Genomic DNA, 17,310 nt, shown 5'->3' on the forward strand with positions numbered 1-17,310 from the left:
AAAAGCTTTAAGCAGCAGAAACCGTGCCATCCTCACCGTCAGCCTTGCTTGACCCGTCCTTCCGGCAGCATGAGAAACCAGCGCACGAAATCATCCGCCGGCATGGGCTTGGCATACAGATAGCCCTGCACCTCGTCGCAGCCCAGTTCACGCAAATGGTCGGCCTGCTCGGGCGTTTCCACCCCCTCGGCGATGACCTTCAAATTAAGGCTTTGCCCCAGCTTGACGATCATCTCCGGAATGGAGGCACGCTCGGATTGGCGCCCCAAGTCATTGACAAAAGCGCGGTCAATCTTCAAACGGTTCACGTCCAGTCGCTGCAAATAGCTCAGTGAGGAGAAGCCGGTTCCAAAGTCATCTATGGCCACCGTGATGCCCAGCGCCGTTAATTGGCGCAATACGGTGCGCACTTCGTCGATCCGGTGCATGGCCATCGACTCGGTCACCTCCAGCTCGATCATGTCGGGCGACACCCCCAGCTCGGTCAGTGCACGCTTCACCATGGAGACAAAGCCCTGATGACGGAACTGGGACAGCGACACATTGACGGCCATGCGCAAGGCACCCACCCCAAGTTGCTGCCATTCCAGCTGCTGCAGGCAGGCGGTGCGAAATACCCATTCCCCCAGATCGATGATCAGGCCGGAATACTCTGCCAACGGGATGAAGCGGTCTGGCGGTACAAACTGCCCATTGGGCAGCTGCCAGCGCAACAGTGCCTCCACCCCGATGACCTGCCCGCTGCTCAACTCAATCTGCGGCTGGTAATACAACTGCATGCCCTGCCCTTCGATCACTGCGCGCAAGTCATGCAGCATGGTGAGGCGCTGGCGGGTCTCCGATGCCATTGCCTGCGCATACCAGACAAAGCGGCCCCGCTGATCCTGCTTGGCGCGATTGAGCGCAATATTGACATCCTTCAGCGCCCCGATGCCGCCACCCGTTGTCTCCGACAACTTCGCCAGCCCCACACTGACCTTGATCCGCAAGAAGTAGGCGTTGACGGCAAACGGACTGTTAAATAGATCAATGATGCGCTGTGGGTCCAGCGCTCCGCTAGGACAAAGCAGGCCAAAGGTGTCAGCCCCTACCCGCGCAATCAGCACGGCGTCGCCAAAGGTCTCCTTCAGCCGTTGCCCAATGGCCTTGAGCAGCAGATCACCATTGGCATGACCCAAGGCATCATTGATCTCTGAAAAGTGGTCAATGTCCATCAGCGCCACACAGTGGCTGGGGCGTTGCTCACCCTCCAATGCCTCATCCAGCAGCGCAATGAAGCGCGCCCGATTGGCCAGCCCGGTCAACGGGTCGGTGTAGGCCACCGCATTCAGCTTCTGAAACAGGGTCACATTCTCGAAGCCGATCGAAATGTTGGCACAAAACACTTCAATCAACTGACGGTCGTCATCGGTCAGGTGTTGATTGCTGGCCAGGTAAACCACTGCCTCGCGTTCTGACACCCCTTTCAGGTACAGCACGGTGCAATGCGGCTCATACAGATTGCCTTGTGCCATCACGGCACGATGAATGGCATCAAGCACCAGCGGATTGGGCATGGTGCTCAGGCGCTGATTGATCAGGTGGCTGTATTGGCCTGCCGCACCAACGATATACCAATCCTCTCGTTGGGTAGGCTCCAGTGGAGAGCCATTCTGGGCACAGATCAAACCATCCGGACGCAGACCCAGCAGTGCTGAGAGCTGCGTCAGCACCCCTTCAGAGAATGTCTCCAGTGCCCTGCGGGCAAAGAGATCCGCCGCCGAGCGCACAATCAGGTTCAAGCCCCGACGGCTATTGGAGATCATGCGAATCTGCTCGAAACACCGTATGGCCGTGGTCAGCGTGGTGACCAGTCGGGTCAGGGTCAGCTCGGACTTGGTTTTGTAATCGTTGATATCATAGTCGCGGATGGCGGCCAGTTCCGGCGCATAACCCGGCTGCCCTGTCCGCAGAATGATGCGGGTCTCGGTCATCATCAGCTCTTCACGGATCACGCGCACAAAGCGCAGCCCGCTGTCCTCCGATTCCATCACCACATCGAGCAGGATCACCGCAATGTCCGGCACACTGGACAGGATCAGGCGGGCATCCGCCGAACTGTGCGCATGCAGGAAGGTCAAGGGTTTACCCAGAATGACCTGGTCTTTCAGCGCAAAGGTGGTGGCGCGGTGCACATCCTCTTCATCATCGACGATCAATACCCGCCAACCCGGCTCAACAGGCTCAACCCCAGCCGTCTCCTCGTCCTCTAGGTCCAGCCACTCATCACCTTCATTTCGCGTGAGATGGATCATGTTGCCCCCGCTGTTTCTGGCTCCGGCGCTACCATCGGCAGCTCCATGATGAAGGTAGCACCCGTCCCTGGCGTGCTTTCCACCCGGATCTTGCCACCCAGTATCCGGTTGACGATGCTATAGACGATATGCAAGCCCAGGCCGCTCCCCCCCTGCCCCAGCTTGGTGGTGTAAAAGGGATCAAATATGTGGCGCTGCTGCTCCAGCGCAATGCCACGGCCATCATCCTGCACCACCAGCTGCACCCAGCCGTCACGCAACACCTGCCCCCGGATGAGGATGGTGCCAGCGGACCGCCCCTCAAAACCGTGCAATATCGCGTTATTCACCAGATTGGTGATGATCTGGCCGAGCGGCCCCGGAAAACTGTCCAGTTTCAGGCCAGCGTCAACCTCAAGCTGAATCTGGTAAGGTGTCTTCTTGAGGCTGGTCGCCAGCATGGCCAGCACCTCTTCCAGGGTTTGCAACAAGCTGAACTGTCGGCGTTTGGCGCTGGTCTGATCCACGGCCACCTGCTTGAAACTGGCGATCAAATCCCGCGCCTGCTCAAGGTTGCGGAACAACAGCTCACCCGCCGTCTGGCTGGACTCGAGATACGACTGCAGCGTAGATTTTTTGATGCTGCCTCCCTCCATTTGCTGCATGAAGGTTCGGGTCAACTCCACCAAGGTGCTGGTCACCGTGACGCTATTGCCAATCGGGGTGTTCAGCTCATGCGCCACCCCCGCCACCATGGCCCCCAGCGCTGCCAGCTTCTCCGTCCTGACCAGTTCGTCTTGCGCCAGTTGCAGGGTGTTCAGTGTTTCGGCCAAATCACGGTTGCTGCTTTCCAGTGCCCGGGTACGGTCACGCACCCGCTCCTCCAGCCGTGTCGTCAATTCACGCACGGCACGCTCATTGGCGCGCAATTCGGTGACATCACGCACCATGATGATCATCAGACGCTGCCCCACCGCCTGCGCAATTCTGGACGTCACCTCCCCAACAAAGGTGAGGCCGTCGGCTCGACGCAGCATCAGATCCTGGCGGGATACCGTGCCCGCACGCTCCATCTCCTCGCGCAATGCCACCCATTGCCGGGGCTCCTGCCAGATCTCCAGCTGCCCCGCCACCGCCCCGACACTGTCTTCTCGGGAATAGCCGGTAGTAGGTAGCCATTGTTCGTTGACATCCACCACCCGGTCATCTTGCAAATCCACAATGAAAATCACATCCGGCAGCATGTGAAACACCCGCGAGAACCGCTCCTGGCTGTCACGCAATGCCATTTCAATTTCACGCTGCTCGGTGACATCCTCCATGGTGCCCACCACACCAATGCTACGTCCGTCCTCAATGGTGGGAATGATGTGCACCCGGGTCCAGATGATGCGGTTATTCGGGTGGACAAAACGCCGCTCGGACACCACCTCCCGCTGACGACTCAGCAGCGAGTACCAGTTGTCGCGCAGGATGTTCACATCGTCTGGATGCACATGCTCCAGCACCACATGCCAAGTCTTGCCCAGCAGCTCTCCTGGCAGCATGCCGGTCAAGGCACAGTAACGGGCGTTGACAAACTCAAAGCAGCCTTGCGCATCGGTGGCAAACACGCCAAACATGGACGCTTCCGCAAAGCCGGCGAAACGCTGCGAGGTCAGCGCCAACTCATTGCGCAGCTGGTTGACCTCCGAGACGTCCAGCGCCAGCGCATAGATTTCCGGATCCCCCTGCCGGTTAAGGATGGGCACTTGGGTAACATACACCGCAATGCCCTCGCCCCCCTTGGTCCGCACCAGCCATTCCTGGGGTGCGGGTGCATCCCCTGAGGCCAGGGTGCGACGTATCAGGTCAATATAGGCCGGCCGATCTGCAGCCGTCAGTAACAGCTGTTCAAGCTGTTTGCCCAGGGATTCAGCAGACTCATAGCCAAACATACGGGTGCAGGCCGCATTCCAGTAATTCAACTGCCGATTGGCATTGATGCCGAACACCGCCACATTGGGCACCGCATCAAACACCCGGCGAAAACGCTGTTCGCTGGAGACCAGCGCGGATTGCACTTTTTTGCGCTCGGTAATATCCACTGCCACCATCACCACTTGCGGCTGCCCTTCCTCCTCTTCCCGCACCGCCGAAACCAGCACAGATAGCAGCGAGCCATCCCGCTGCTGCATGTTCAGCTCCACCCCGCTCAACACACCGCTGCTTTGCAAGCGCGGATAGCCTATGTCCATCATGTAGCGGCGGGCATCTTCAGGCCAATACTGCAAAGCGGAGCTGTTCAATACCTCCGACCGGTCATAGCCGAGGGTACTGAGCCATACACTACTGACGGCGGTAATCAGGTGATCGCCATCCTCCACATGCAGGATGACCGGCAAGGCCTCATAGCGCAGCTGCTGCTGGCGCAATCGTTCAACCAGCTGCTCCGCCATCATGGCTCGCGTCTTGACCAGCCCTTGCACCTCTTCCTCGACATGATCGAGTTGCACGCGACTCAGACGGGTCTGCTGCTGTAGCAGCGCCAGCGCAAGCACCACCGGCCCCAGTTCAGACACCCCATGCAGCGCGGGAACCATCACACGCAGCAACAGGCTCAGGGTGTACACCACATAAAAAACCAGGAGCAAGGTGTGGCGTTCTCGCCGCATGTCCTGCAGACGGGGTAGCAGGAACACCAGCAGGACAAACCCCGGCAACAGCTCCGGCCAACCTGACAGGCCAGCCACGCGCAGCAAGGCCAGGCCTTTCAGGACGGGCAAGACCATTGCCGCTCCGGCGCACCACTGCCAGAGGGCCAGTCGCAGGCGCTGGGGGCGATATAAAGACTCCAGTACCACAGCCCAGGACAAAGCTACCAGCGTGTGGGTAAACGCAGCAAGGACCGGCCACTGCATGGACCACAGCAGCTGGCACAGGTGCAATGCAACTTCCAGCAGCAGCGCCAGGCAGGCAAGCCAGGCCGTGCGCGCATGCGTCCCATACCCCGCCAGCAGAGCCAGCATGGCGGTTACAGTCACCGCAACAACACCGGTGTATAGGGAGGCGTCAGCCAACGTCTTCACCTTTTCCAGTCCTCGCTTCATTAAAGAAGATCAGGACCGAAAAACCAAGGACGAGCTGGCGAAGGGGTCTAGGGCTGGCCGAGACGGACGGCTGCCCGGCGGGCGGCAAAAAAACCGGTCAGCAGTTGCGCGCACTCGGCGGCCATCACGCCGCCTACAACGGTGGCATGATGATTCAGGCGTTCATGGGAAAACAGGTTCAATTGGCTGCCGCAGGCCCCGGTCTTGGGGTCTGCCGCACCAAACACCACGCGGGCAATGCGGGCATGCAGAATCGCCCCACTGCACATGACGCAAGGCTCCAGCGTGACGTAGAGGCTGGCGCCGGGCAAGCGGTAGTTGCCCAGGCTGCGCGCAGCCTGGCGAATCGCCATGACTTCGGCGTGAGCCGTCGGGTCGTGGCGGGCAATCGGTTGATTGTAGCCGCGACCGACAATCTGGCCATCCACCACCACGACCGCGCCGACAGGCACCTCACCCAGCTCCGCAGCACGGGTGGCACAGGCTAGGGCCTCGCGCATGAAAATTTCATCACTCATGGCAGGCAGTATAGCGCCAGCACCACCGACCGTCGCTCAGAGGAAATGGCAAACGTAGTGCAAGGCCTCGCTGACGTCGATGTCAAACTGACTGTGGGCCGGAACCTCAAAGTGCTGACCACCGCGAAAGGCCTCCCACGCCTGACCCGGCAATCGAACCTGGCAGGCACCAGCCACCAGTTCCATGCGTTCTGCCGCCCCCGTAGTGAAGGTGAGCTGCGCCGGGAAAATGACGCCAACTGTTTTGCGGCTGCCATCCGGCAGGGTAACAGCATGGCTGACACACTTGCCATCAAAGTAGATATTGGCCTGCTTTTGGACCAGGCCTGGCCCCAGTGTGTCACTCATGATTCCCCCGTCAGGTGTACGGTCAAACCAGCTTGGTCAGCACCGTTTTGATAATGAAGCCCACTGCCCCCATGCCCAGGCTGCTGAACATGACCATCGTGCCATAACGCCCGGCCTTGGATTGCTTGGCCAGGTCATAGACGATGAAGCCCATGCAACAGATCAGTGCGGCAACACCGAATTGAAGCCCCAGGGTGGAAATGGTTTGTTCGTTGAGTTGCATGATAAGGCGATTTGAAGTTCAGAAACCGGTTTAGCAGATATTGCTTTGCAGCAATTTTAACCGATAACTTAGCTCGCAAACCAGTCTTGACACGCCTTGAAAAGGCTGAAATACGCCACTCAGGCACCAGCAATGGCTGCGACATGATGTCGCAGCGCAATATTTGTCACGGGGACTCACCCAAAGCAAAACAGCCACTCCCGATACAGAAGTGGCTGTGCGAAATCCTGGGGGTGTCACTCAGGCAGGCAGGGGCTTGCCTGAGCCTCGCAGGATTACTGCTTGATGCTCAAGCGACGGGCGCCATCAAATCGCTTCACCCAGTAGCTGTCACTGATGCTCACCACCTGCACGGACTTGCCGGCACGTGGTGAGTGGATGAATTTACCATCACCCAGATAAATGCCGACATGGGAGAAGGTACGACGCATGGTATTGAAGAACACCAAGTCCCCCGGCTGCAGCTCATTCATGCCCACCATCTTGCCGACACCGGCAATCTCGGCGGCACTGCGCGGCAACACCATGCCCAGCGACTGGCTGACCACATAGCGGACAAAACCGCTGCAGTCCAGCCCGGTCTCCGGGCTATTGCCCCCAAAACGGTACTTGACACCGATCAGCGACAGGGCTGACACCAGCATATCGTCAGACTTGCTCTTGACAGGGGCCTCCGCCTGGGCGCTATCGTTGCCCTGCTCGCCTTGAGTGGGTATGCTGAAGTTATTGAAAATGAGCTGGGAAAGCGGATCGTCATCCGCCTGCGCACCGCCAAAAGCCAATAACAAACAAGCACTTAGGGTGAGTGTCAGTTTTTTCATGGCTCAACTGTAATGTACAATGACGATGGTGTAAAGCAATCAGGTCAAGTTTGACCGACATCCGCCGCCACACCAGCCACCCCATTCTTCACCCCGACAAGCAAGGATTTCCGGGCATGCTGCGAGAAACCCTGAGTGCGATGCGTGATCTCCCCCGCCTGCGGGAAGTCAGCTCGGTTTTGATTCGTTACGGCATGGGCGACTTCTTGCGTCGCTTGGGCATCACCGGCCTGCTGGAGCGTGCCGGGCAGATTTTGCACATTCCGAGCAAACCCGAGCGCGAGCAGCAGGAGGCCCCCGTACGCCTGCGCAAGGCGCTGGAGGAGCTGGGGCCCACCTACGTCAAGCTGGGCCAGGTACTGGCCACCCGCTCTGACCTGTTCGGGGCCGACTGGATTACCGAGTTCGAAAAGCTGCAAAGCCATGTCCCCCCGGTACCCTGGGAGGAACTGCACCCCACCCTGACCTCGGCGCTGGGCAGTCCACCGGAAACCCTGTTCGCCCAGATCAACCCGGAGCCCTTGGGGGCAGGCTCCATTGCGCAAGTTCATCTGGCGCAGTTGCATAATGGTGATGCGGTCGTGGTCAAGGTGCGCCGCCCCGGCATTCGCCCCAAAATCGACGCTGACCTGCGCATCCTTGGCTACATTGCCCAGCTGGTCGAGCTGGAGTTTCCGGAAACGCGCCGTTACCGTCCCACCCAGATCGTCGAGCAATTCGCCAAGTCGCTGCGCCGCGAGCTGGACTTGGCTACCGAAGCGCGCAATATGCAGCGCTTTGCCGCCAATTTCGCAGACGATCCGCACATTCTGGTACCCCAAGTGTATTGGGAGTACACCAACGAACACGTCAATGTACAGCAGTGGATTCAGGGCATCCCCGGCAACCAGCTGTCAGAGCTGGCTCCTAATGGGCTGGATCGCCGTACGCTGGCGGCACGTGGTGCCGATAGCGTATTGAAGATGATCCTGATCGACGGCTACTTTCATGCCGACCCCCACCCCGGCAATGTGTTCTACCTGCCCAGCAACCGCATTGCCTTCATTGACTTTGGCATGGTGGGCTGGCTGTCGCAGACAAGGCGCGATCAGGTGGTGGACCTGCTGGCGGCACTCTCCCGCCGCGACGCCTATGGCATTGCCGATGTGCTGCAGGAGTGGGTGTCCGGCAATACGCTGGACGATGAACAGCTGGCCTCTGACATCAACGAATTCATTTTCAACTATGAACATGTCTCCCTGCAGGACCTGCGCATTACCAGCCTGCTGACCGACATTGTGACCATCATGCGCGAGCATGAAATTGCCCTGCCTGCAGACATGACCTTGCTGTTCAAGGCCCTGATTACCCTGGAAGGCCTGGGCCGCCAGCTGGACCCGCAATTCCAGATGGTGGAGCACCTGACGCCCTATGTGAAAAAGGTCATCCTGCACCGTTTCCACCCGGAAACCCTGCTGGCCAAAGGCAAGCATGGCTTGCGGGAAGCTTTTGGGCTACTGTCTGGCGTACCGCGCGACCTGGGGCGTTTGCTAAAAGAGTTACGCCGCGGCAATGTACGCATTGACCTGGACCTGAAACGGCTGGACAGCTTTGGCCATCAGCTCGACAAAAGCGCCAATCGGCTAACCCTGGGGATCGTGACTGCCGCGCTGATCATCGGCTCCTCGATTGCCATGACGGTACCGGGCGGGCCCAAGACCTTTGGCCTGATTGCCTTCATTCTGGCGTTCTTCAACAGCCTGTGGATCATTTTTTCGATCTGGCGATCCGGTAAAAACTGATCTGCTGCAACAGCGAGGAGGCCATATGCCACTGACACGTCGTGAACTCTGTAGCGGGCTGGTGCTGCTGGCCGCCTGCCCCGGCATGGCCCTGGCTGCAGGCCCGGTTAGCTTGACCCTGCATTACCGTCCAGCGCAAGATCTGCTGCCGGTACTGCGTGAGCAGTTCCCGCGGCTCAACCTCTCCGCCTGGCAAGGCCAGCTGCTGGCCAGCGGCGACCCGGCAGAGCTGGATCGCCTGCAACAGACCCTGCCCCTGCTGGACACCCCGGCGCGCCAGCTGCGCATTCAGCTGCGTCAGCGACTGACAGGCCAGGACGAGCAACAGCAATTTGAGCTACAAGGCCAGGTGACCATCGGTAAGCATGGGCAGCTCATTGTGGGTACCGGCAGCAGTTATATCGGGCAACAACAGGGACAGCGCTCACGAGAGCTGACCCAGACCCTGATGGGGCAAGCAGATACGCCACTCGCCTTTAGCCTCAGCCAGCAACGGCTGATGACCCAAAACGGCAACAGCAGCTGGCAGGAAGCGCAAAGCGGTTTCACGCTGCAGGCCAGCGTACTGGGCGGCACCTATCGCGTCCAGCTCAGGCCACAGCTATCGGCATTTCAGGGCAATACGGTACAGCTGCAGCAATTACAGACCACCGTGGATGTGCCACAACGCGGCTGGTTCGCCATTGGTGATGCACTGGAGCAGCTGGACCAACAGCAGCGGCAACTGCTGGGGCAACGCAGTACCGAGCGAACGCAGCAATATCAGGTCTGGATACAGATCGACACCCTGCCCTGAACCCACTATTGAAAAAAAACCGCACAGGGGCTTGACCACAGGGCGGAAGGTCTTTAATATTCGGCCTCTCTTGTTCCCTGATAGCTCAGTCGGTAGAGCGACGGACTGTTAATCCGCAGGTCCCTGGTTCGAGTCCAGGTCGGGGAGCCAAGACACAATTCACGCAGTACACACCTGTTCCCTGATAGCTCAGTCGGTAGAGCGACGGACTGTTAATCCGCAGGTCCCTGGTTCGAGTCCAGGTCGGGGAGCCATATCATCTTCGGCGTTTCAGCCAAATCACAAGCAAGCAAATCCTTACACCGGAAAGCCAGTATCGCGGCATTTCTGCACGTGCCCGTCACACCCTCTCAGCGCCAGACTCCAACAAGACAGACCAGCTCAAGCCACTTTCTCATGGCACATGCGTTGCCTGTGCATGCAAAAAACGCTATCCGACACTGCGTCCAGTACGGCACGCCAAAGCAATGAGCCACCTTTTCTGCAAGCCGCAGAAACAACACTTAAATCAGCAGGAAAACAGGCCGAACCGGCCAGAGAAACACGAGAAAAACAGAGATGGTCGGGGTGGAGAGATTCGAACTCCCGACCCACTGGTCCCAAACCAGTTGCGCTACCAGGCTGCGCTACACCCCGACCGAGAGCCAGAGACTATACCGTGTGTTGCGCACCGCGTCAAATACCGAAATGAGAAAAGCGGTTTTATGCGATAATGGCGGCTCCCCGGTGCAAAGAGAGCCTACTTCCCCATGAGCGCACGCATTCTGGACGGCAAAGCCGTCGCCGCCCGTATCATTGAGCAACTGGCCCAGCAGACCGAGCGTCTGACCCAGGCTGGCAAACGCCCGCCCGCGCTGGCCGTGGTGCTGGTTGGCGAAGATCCGGCCTCCGCCATCTACGTGCGCAGCAAGAAGCAGGATTGCGCCAAATCCGGCATTCGCTCCATCTCCCATGAATTGCCTGCCAGCACCAGCCAGGAAGCACTGCTGGCGCTGGTGCACAGTCTGAATGCCGACCCGGAAGTGGACGGTATTCTGGTGCAATTGCCACTACCGGCGCATATCGACGCCGATGCGATTACCGCTGCCATTGACCCCGCCAAGGATGTGGATGGTTTCCACTCCTACAATATTGGCCGTCTGGCCCAGAAAATGCCGACACTTCGCCCCTGCACCCCCAAGGGCATGATGACCCTGCTGGCTGAAACGGGTGAAAACCTGGTCGGCAAGGATGCAGTGGTGGTCGGCGCCAGCAATATTGTTGGCCGGCCCATGGCCCTGGAGCTGCTGATGGCCCGTTGCACGGTAACCATCTGCCACAGTGCCACGCATGACCTGCCCGCCAAGGTACGCGGTGCCGACATTGTGGTGGCCGCTGTCGGCCGCCCACAGTTTGTGAAGGGCGACTGGATCAAGCCGGGGGCCATCGTGCTGGATGTGGGCATCAACCGGCTGGATGATGATCGCATCACCGGTGATATTGAATATGAGGTCGCACGCGAGCGCGCCAGCTGGATCACGCCAGTACCGGGTGGCGTAGGCCCGATGACACGCGCCTCATTGATGGAAAACACCTTCATCGCGGCGGGTCATACCCTCTGATCCGGCACATTTAATCCGGCAAGTAGCGACGCAGCCAGCCCTGCATCCCCGTGAGGCTGGCGGCCCGGTTATCCTCATGCGCCCGGTCTGCGGCGGCGGGCGCAGAGCTTTGTACGCCGATCAGCACCCATTGCCCGTCCTGCTGCATCAGCAACGGCGAGCCACTGTCCCCAGCCAGGGTATCACAACGGTGGGTCAGCACATGGTCAGGTGTCAGCGCAGTCACCCGGCACCCCGGATGCCCCAGTAGATGGGTCTGGTCATCGTCCGGATAGCCTGCCTGGGTCACACGCCAGCCCGTCTTGGCGAGGGCTTGCCGCAGATCAGCCTGATTGCCTTTGAACAGGGCAATGGGCTGTATCGGGAGCGCATATTGCAAGTGCAACAGCGCGTAATCCAGTGATGAAGCTTCGTTGCGGATGGACAAACCATCTGCATGTACGCGCAGGCCCGCACGCAAAGCGGGCTGTAGATAGCGCTTCACCACCCGCACATGGGCTGCCACCCGCTTCCCCTCCAGACCAAAGTCCACGCCTATAACCGGGTCTGGCCTGCCCTTCTCATCAAACAAGCAATGCCCGGCTGTCAGTACCCATTGCGGCGCGACCAGACTGACCGTACAAATCTGTCCGGAGCGGGTCTCCAGTTGACCCAACGCAGACCATGGAGCCTGCTGCACCGGCATGCGCACTCGTTCGTCGCGCCCAAAGAACAAAGGGTTTGCCTGTGCCAGCGCGCTACACATCAGCATCCCGATGGCCCATCTCAGGTACGACATGACCTGCTCCTGAATTCCATCCCAAAAACAAACCGGGTGGCCTGATCAGGCCACCCGGCTGTGCGGTAACATCTGCAGCCAATGCTTGCAGCAGCTTATCCGGCTTACTTGGCGGCCTTCTTGTGCTTCTTGGTGGCCTGGGTCTTTTGCTCCGGCTTCTTGGCTACCTTCTTGTGCTTCTTGGCAGCCTGGGTCTTTTGCTCCGGCTTCTTCTCAGCCTTCTTCACCACTTTTTTGGCAGCTTTCTTTTCAGCTTTCTTGGCTTCCGGCTTGGCAGCCGCGGTGGAGGCCGGAGCTTCAGCCACCGGAGCAGCAGCCGGCTTGGTGGCTGGGGTGGTAGCGAACACCGAGGTGGACAGGGCGGCAGCAATGATCATGGAAACCAGTTTGTTCATGATAAACCTCTCTTTGTATACGCTTGAACTTGCCACCACCAAACCGGCGGTAGCATCGTGAGTCACATTGAGCCACAATCCAGCACTAGCTTCCGTTTCCAAATGTTTCGGCTGTGTAACGACATGTAACAACAGATGGCAACAATCACCGTGCTGACCGACAATACAGGGCATGAACTCGACCCTGGTTTTTGTGGAAGACGATGCCGAGCTGGGTGCCTTGATTGCCCAGTTTCTGGGGCAACATGGATTGGAGGTTCAACTCTGCCCGCGTGGTGATGTGGCGGTGGAAACCATCCTGCGCCTGCAACCTGCGCTGGTGCTGCTCGACATCATGCTGCCCGGCAAGGATGGCCTCACGGTATGTCGCGAGCTACGCCCCCAATACACCGGCCCCATCATCATGCTCACCTCACTCGATAGTGATATGAACCAGATCCTGGCGCTGGAAATCGGGGCGAATGATTTCGTGCTCAAAACGGCCCCGCCCACCATTCTGCTGGCCCGTATCCGCAGTCAGCTGCGGCAGAGCGCAAGCACGGTGGCCCCCCCGCTGCAGGCACTCAAGCCAGCCAGCAGCCTGTCTGTCGGACCATTGACGCTGGACCTGACTCAGCGGGAGGCCTGGCTGCAACAACAGGCACTGCACCTGTCGACCACCGACTTCGACCTGTTGCACCTGCTGGTGTCCAGTGCCGGGCAGGTGCTCAGCCGGGATGAACTGCTGCACGCCATGCGTGGCCTCAGCTATGATGGTATCGACCGCAGCATTGACATCGCCATCTCCCGCCTGCGCAAGAAGCTGGGAGATGACCCGCATGAGCCACGACTGATCAAGACCGTACGCAACAAGGGCTACCTGTTGATGGCGACAGGGTGGTAATACATGCGCCGCCTGTTTACCCAATTCTATCTGTTGCTGATTGCCGCCTTTCTGGTGGTGGTGATCCTGATAGGCGGGATCTATCAACGGGTGGTGCAAAATGCGGGGGACCGCTATCTGGTCGACCTGATGACCTCCGCACTATCGCAAATCAGTACAGAGCTCAAGGATGTCCCCCCCGAGAAATGGCAGCAGGCGCTAGCGGCCAACGATCGCAACCTGTCGTTTCGTCTACGCATTGAGTCCCTCAGCCACTTTGACCTCAGTCCGAATGATCGCCGCGAACTGCGTCGCGGCAATATCGTCATGCTGGAGAAAGACTACCTGTTTCTGCAGAGCATGCCGGATGCCCGCTATGTGCTGGTAGCCGGACCCTTGCGCTACCTGATGTTTCTCGACGAACTGCAATGGCTGGACTACCTGCTGATGGTACTGATTGGTCTGGTACTGTCGCTGGTCGTGCTGGTGCGTCTGTATCCGCTGTGGAAAGACCTCAGCGCACTGGAACGCGCTTCCCGCCTGTTTTCTGCCAACCGGCTGGACATACAGGTCGAGCTGCGCAAGCGCTCCAGCATCCGCCCACTGGGTGAGGCCTTCAACCATATGCTGCAACGTATCCAGCAGCTTCTGCACAGCAAGAAGGCGCTCACCGATGCCGTGGCCCACGAGCTGCGCACCCCGCTCAGCCGGGTGCGTTATCGGCTGGCCATGCTGCAGGGGCATGATGACCCGACAATCCTCCATACCTGCTCGGCGATTGAGCGGGACCTGAGTGAGGTAGAAGCCATGATCGACGAAATGTTGATCCATGCCCGACTGAACAGCCCGCAGACACCATTACAGAAAGAATGGCTGAGTGTGGCCAACTGGATGGAGGAGCGTCTGCTCAAGGCGCGGGTACTCACCCCCGGCCTGCGCTGGCACTGGCTTCGGATGGGCGAAACCCCCGAGCAACTGCAGGCTGACAACCGCCTGTTGGCTCGCGCAGTTGACAACCTGCTGGCCAACGCCAGCCGCTACGCCCGGCAGCAAATCATGATCAGTGTCGTGATGCTGGACGGGCACTATCGGCTGGCCGTCGAGGACGATGGCGAGGGTATTGCCGAAGCCGATCGCGAGCGGGTATTTGATCCCTTTGTCCGCCTGGATGACAGCCGCGATCGCAAAACGGGCGGTCACGGCCTGGGTTTGGCCATTGTTGCCGGGGTCGCCACCGCACACGGTGGCCAAGCCCGGGTCGAGACCTCGGCGCTCGGGGGTGCGCGCTTTGTGATCGAGTGGCCAGCGCAGCCCCGTGCCGACGCCCCTTAAGCTTCGCGCAACACCTGCATCGGCGTTTGGCGGCTGACCCGACGCGCAGCAGGCCATACCAGCAACCAGACCACCAATGCGCCGCCCAGCATGCCAGCCCCCCACAGCATCGGGTGCCCTCGGTATGGAATCTCCAGCACATAACGCGCCAGCAGCATGGCACCGCCCTCCGCTCCCGCCGTCGCCAGCATCCCCGCTAGCGCGCCCAGCATGCTGAATTCCGCCACCAGTGCCAGCCGCAAGGCCCGTTTTGGCATGCCCAGCACCCGCAAGACTGCGGCATCCCGCAGCCGATCTGGCAAACTGCCCTGTACTGAAGCCGCCAGCACCGTCAAACCACTGAGGATACTGAACATCAACACGAAGCTGACCACGCGCCCCAGCTGCGTCACAATCTGCTGCACCTGATCCAGTGCAGCTGTCACATCAATCAGCGAGATGTTCGGCATCCGCTGCACCAGCTTGTCACCGAGTACGGCTTGCTGTGGTGCCAGATAAAAGCTGCTGATGCGGTTGCCCGCGTGCTGCTGCAGCAAGTCCGGCGTGGCGGTAACAAAGAAATTGACACGGAATGACCCCCAGTCCAGCGCCCGAATCTGCTGTACCTTGCCGCTGACCACCTGCCCGGCCACTTCATAACGCAGCTCGTCGCCCAGACGGATACCCAGCTGACGGGCTATCCCCTCCTCCACCGACCAGCCACCCCGGCTGCCTGGCCCCCAGGGCTGGCCTTGTATCAGGCGGTTATCGGCGGGCAGCGCGGTACCCCAAGACAGGTTGAACTCACGCCGCGCCAGCCGCCGTGTCTGCGGATCTGGATATTGCTCGGGTTTGACCTCACGCCCTGCAATGGAGAGCAAGCGGCCGCGAATCATCGGATAAGACACGGGTTCCGGCAGCCCGGCCTCACGGAACACCTGCCGGAACTGCGGCATCTGGTCTTCCTGCAGGTTGATGACAAAGCGGTTGGGTGTCCCGGCCGGTAGTTGACGCTGCCAATATTGCAGGACATCACGCCCGGTGACCGCAATCAGCAACAGTGCCGTCAAGCCCAGCATCAGCGAGGCCACCTTGAGCGATGTCAGGCCCGGTTGCCGCCACAGGTTTGACAGCCCCAGCCGCACCGGCAATGGCCAGCGGGCGGCCAGGCGTCGCAGCAGCCGCAGCCACAGCAGACACAGCCCTGCGGCCAGCAGACCCAGTACCAGCACAGTCGCCAGCATGATACCGCCCGCCAGCACATTACGGGTCAGCGCCCAAGCGACAAGTGCCAGCAGCAATCCGCCCAGCAGCAGGGCGGTAGACCACGGCGGTAGTCGTACCTCGCCTTGCCGCAACACTTGCCAGGCCGGGATCTTCCGCAGCGACCACAGCGGTGGCAACACAAACGCCAGCATCAGCAGCAAACCGAACAGGAAAGCGCCCAGCAACGGCAAGAGTGATGGTGGGGGCAAGTCCTGCATCACCAGCTTGCCCAGCATCGTCACCAGCGCAGCCTGCCCCAGCCAGCCCAACAGCACACCCAGCGCAGAAGCCAGCCCGCCCAGCCACAGGAACTGGAGCAGGTACAGGCGAAACAGGCGACTGCTGCGTTCCCCCATGCTCTTCATCAGCGCCCAGTTGAGCAGGTGGCGTTGCACATAGCGTTGGCTGGCGAGCCAAGCGGTAGCCACCGTCAGCACCGAACTCAGCAAGGCTGCCAGCGTCAGGAAGTAGCCCGCTCGCTCCAGCATGTCCTGCATCTCCGGGCGGGCATCCTTGATTTGCTCGATGCTTTCGCCCCGTTGCAGCCCCGGTTTGCTGGCTGCCACCCAGCGTGCCAATGCTGCGGGTTCACCGGCCAGCAGCAGGCGGTAAGACACCCGGCTTTCCGGCTGAATCAAGCCGGTGCCCGGCAGGTCAGCCCAGTTGAACATCAGGCGAGGGGCCAGCGCGGCAAAGGACAGCGTAGCATCCGGCTCCTGCTGCAAGCTGGCTGCCACCCGAAAACGGGCATCGCCAAGCTGGATTTCCGCGCCAGGCTTCAGCTGCATGCGTCGCATGATCTGCGGATCCAGCCATACCGTTCCAGGCGCAGGCACGGCTTGCAGCGTTTTTGCCCCCTGCCCCGCATCCAGGGTCAGTTCACCGCGCAACGGATACCCTGCCTCCACCGCCTTGGCGCTCACCAGCATGCTGCGCTCGCCCACCAGCAACATACTGGGGAACTGTACGGTTCGCGCTGTTCGCAATTGCAACTGCTGCGCACGCTGCAGCAGCTCAGCCCGGATGGGCTCATCCGCCCGCAGGAGCACGTCTGCAGCAATCAGCGAGGCGGCTTTCTGCTGCAGACCGCTCTGCAGTCGCTGGGTAGCCAAAAAGACACTGCTGAGCGCTGCCACCGCCAACAGCAATGCTACAAACAGCACACTGTTATGCCGTACATCCCGACGAAACATCTGCCAGCTCAAACCCATGGATCACCCTTTATCTGCCATGTATGCCATGATGCAC

14 protein-coding genes and 3 tRNA genes are annotated in these 17,310 nt (G+C 60.0%); 7 read left to right on the plus strand and 10 right to left on the minus strand.

All coding sequences use genetic code 11. The features are described 5' to 3' along the window. Positions 1-38 precede the first annotated feature (38 nt). The 6 genes from HF682_RS09590 to HF682_RS09615 all read right to left on the minus strand — a co-directional run bounded on the left by HF682_RS09590 (position 39) and on the right by HF682_RS09615 (position 7,272). On the minus strand, positions 39-2,294 hold the full coding sequence (locus HF682_RS09590; RefSeq protein WP_168877082.1) for a GGDEF/EAL domain-containing response regulator: 2,256 nt from the start codon (positions 2,292-2,294) through the stop codon (positions 39-41). Then, the gene (locus HF682_RS09595; RefSeq protein ID WP_168877083.1) at positions 2,291-5,362 is read right to left on the minus strand and encodes a PAS domain-containing sensor histidine kinase; all 3,072 of its coding nucleotides are present in this window, start codon (positions 5,360-5,362) and stop codon (positions 2,291-2,293) included. The genes HF682_RS09590 and HF682_RS09595 overlap by 4 nt, the downstream gene beginning before the upstream one ends. Before the next feature lie 47 nt (positions 5,363-5,409). Next, positions 5,410-5,880, minus strand: a complete 471-nt coding sequence (tadA, locus tag HF682_RS09600; RefSeq protein WP_205882013.1) for a tRNA adenosine(34) deaminase TadA — start codon at positions 5,878-5,880, stop codon at positions 5,410-5,412. A gap of 36 nt (positions 5,881-5,916) precedes the next feature. Further along, positions 5,917-6,228 (minus strand): pyrimidine/purine nucleoside phosphorylase, encoded by a 312-nt coding sequence (ppnP, locus tag HF682_RS09605; RefSeq protein WP_168877084.1) that lies wholly within the window; start codon positions 6,226-6,228, stop codon positions 5,917-5,919. A gap of 22 nt (positions 6,229-6,250) precedes the next feature. Further along, positions 6,251-6,451, minus strand: a complete 201-nt coding sequence (locus tag HF682_RS09610; RefSeq protein WP_168877085.1) for a DUF2788 domain-containing protein — start codon at positions 6,449-6,451, stop codon at positions 6,251-6,253. Positions 6,452-6,726: 275 nt separating this feature from the next. Beyond that, entirely contained in the window at positions 6,727-7,272 is a 546-nt protein-coding gene (locus HF682_RS09615; protein ID WP_168877086.1) for a C40 family peptidase, read from the minus strand. 116 nt (positions 7,273-7,388) lie between these two features. On the opposite strand from HF682_RS09615, the gene HF682_RS09620 reads away from it, so the two are divergent. From HF682_RS09620 to HF682_RS09635, 4 genes are all read left to right on the plus strand, one after another. Continuing rightward, a complete protein-coding gene (locus tag HF682_RS09620) occupies positions 7,389-9,053 on the plus strand; it encodes an ABC1 kinase family protein (RefSeq protein ID WP_168877087.1) in 1,665 nt (554 codons plus the stop codon). Between the two features lie 25 nt (positions 9,054-9,078). Further along, a complete protein-coding gene (locus HF682_RS09625) occupies positions 9,079-9,849 on the plus strand; it encodes a hypothetical protein (RefSeq protein WP_168877088.1) in 771 nt (256 codons plus the stop codon). A 74-nt stretch (positions 9,850-9,923) separates the two neighbouring features. Further along, positions 9,924-9,999 (plus strand) — tRNA-Asn (locus tag HF682_RS09630). A gap of 28 nt (positions 10,000-10,027) precedes the next feature. After that, a tRNA-Asn gene (locus tag HF682_RS09635) sits at positions 10,028-10,103 on the plus strand. 305 nt (positions 10,104-10,408) lie between these two features. Here the strand turns inward: HF682_RS09635 and HF682_RS09640 are convergent. Continuing rightward, positions 10,409-10,485 (minus strand) — tRNA-Pro (locus tag HF682_RS09640). Positions 10,486-10,598: 113 nt separating this feature from the next. Between HF682_RS09640 and folD the strand changes: the two genes are divergently transcribed. Continuing rightward, entirely contained in the window at positions 10,599-11,450 is an 852-nt protein-coding gene (gene folD / locus HF682_RS09645; protein WP_168877089.1) for a bifunctional methylenetetrahydrofolate dehydrogenase/methenyltetrahydrofolate cyclohydrolase FolD, read from the plus strand. A 10-nt stretch (positions 11,451-11,460) separates the two neighbouring features. Here folD and HF682_RS09650 read toward each other — a convergent pair whose 3' ends face one another. Continuing rightward, complete coding sequence (locus HF682_RS09650) at positions 11,461-12,228, minus strand: trypsin-like serine peptidase (RefSeq protein ID WP_168877090.1); 768 nt, start codon at positions 12,226-12,228, stop codon at positions 11,461-11,463. 104 nt (positions 12,229-12,332) lie between these two features. Further along, positions 12,333-12,623, minus strand: a complete 291-nt coding sequence (locus tag HF682_RS09655) for an acid-shock protein (RefSeq protein ID WP_168877091.1) — start codon at positions 12,621-12,623, stop codon at positions 12,333-12,335. 172 nt (positions 12,624-12,795) lie between these two features. Here HF682_RS09655 and rstA point away from each other — a divergent pair, with 172 nt between their 5' ends. Both rstA and rstB read left to right on the plus strand, forming a co-directional pair. Further along, complete coding sequence (gene rstA, locus HF682_RS09660) at positions 12,796-13,506, plus strand: two-component system response regulator RstA (RefSeq protein ID WP_168877092.1); 711 nt, start codon at positions 12,796-12,798, stop codon at positions 13,504-13,506. Between the two features lie 3 nt (positions 13,507-13,509). After that, entirely contained in the window at positions 13,510-14,817 is a 1,308-nt protein-coding gene (rstB, locus tag HF682_RS09665) for a two-component system sensor histidine kinase RstB (protein ID WP_168877093.1), read from the plus strand. On the opposite strand, the gene HF682_RS09670 is transcribed toward rstB, so the two are convergent. Beyond that, positions 14,814-17,273 (minus strand): ABC transporter permease, encoded by a 2,460-nt coding sequence (locus tag HF682_RS09670; RefSeq protein ID WP_168877094.1) that lies wholly within the window; start codon positions 17,271-17,273, stop codon positions 14,814-14,816. The two genes, rstB and HF682_RS09670, sit on opposite strands and share 4 nt — an antisense overlap. Positions 17,274-17,310 lie beyond the last annotated feature (37 nt).

Origin of the sequence: Leeia aquatica, assembly GCF_012641365.1 — a bacterium.
Lineage (GTDB): Bacteria > Pseudomonadota > Gammaproteobacteria > Burkholderiales > Leeiaceae > Leeia > Leeia aquatica.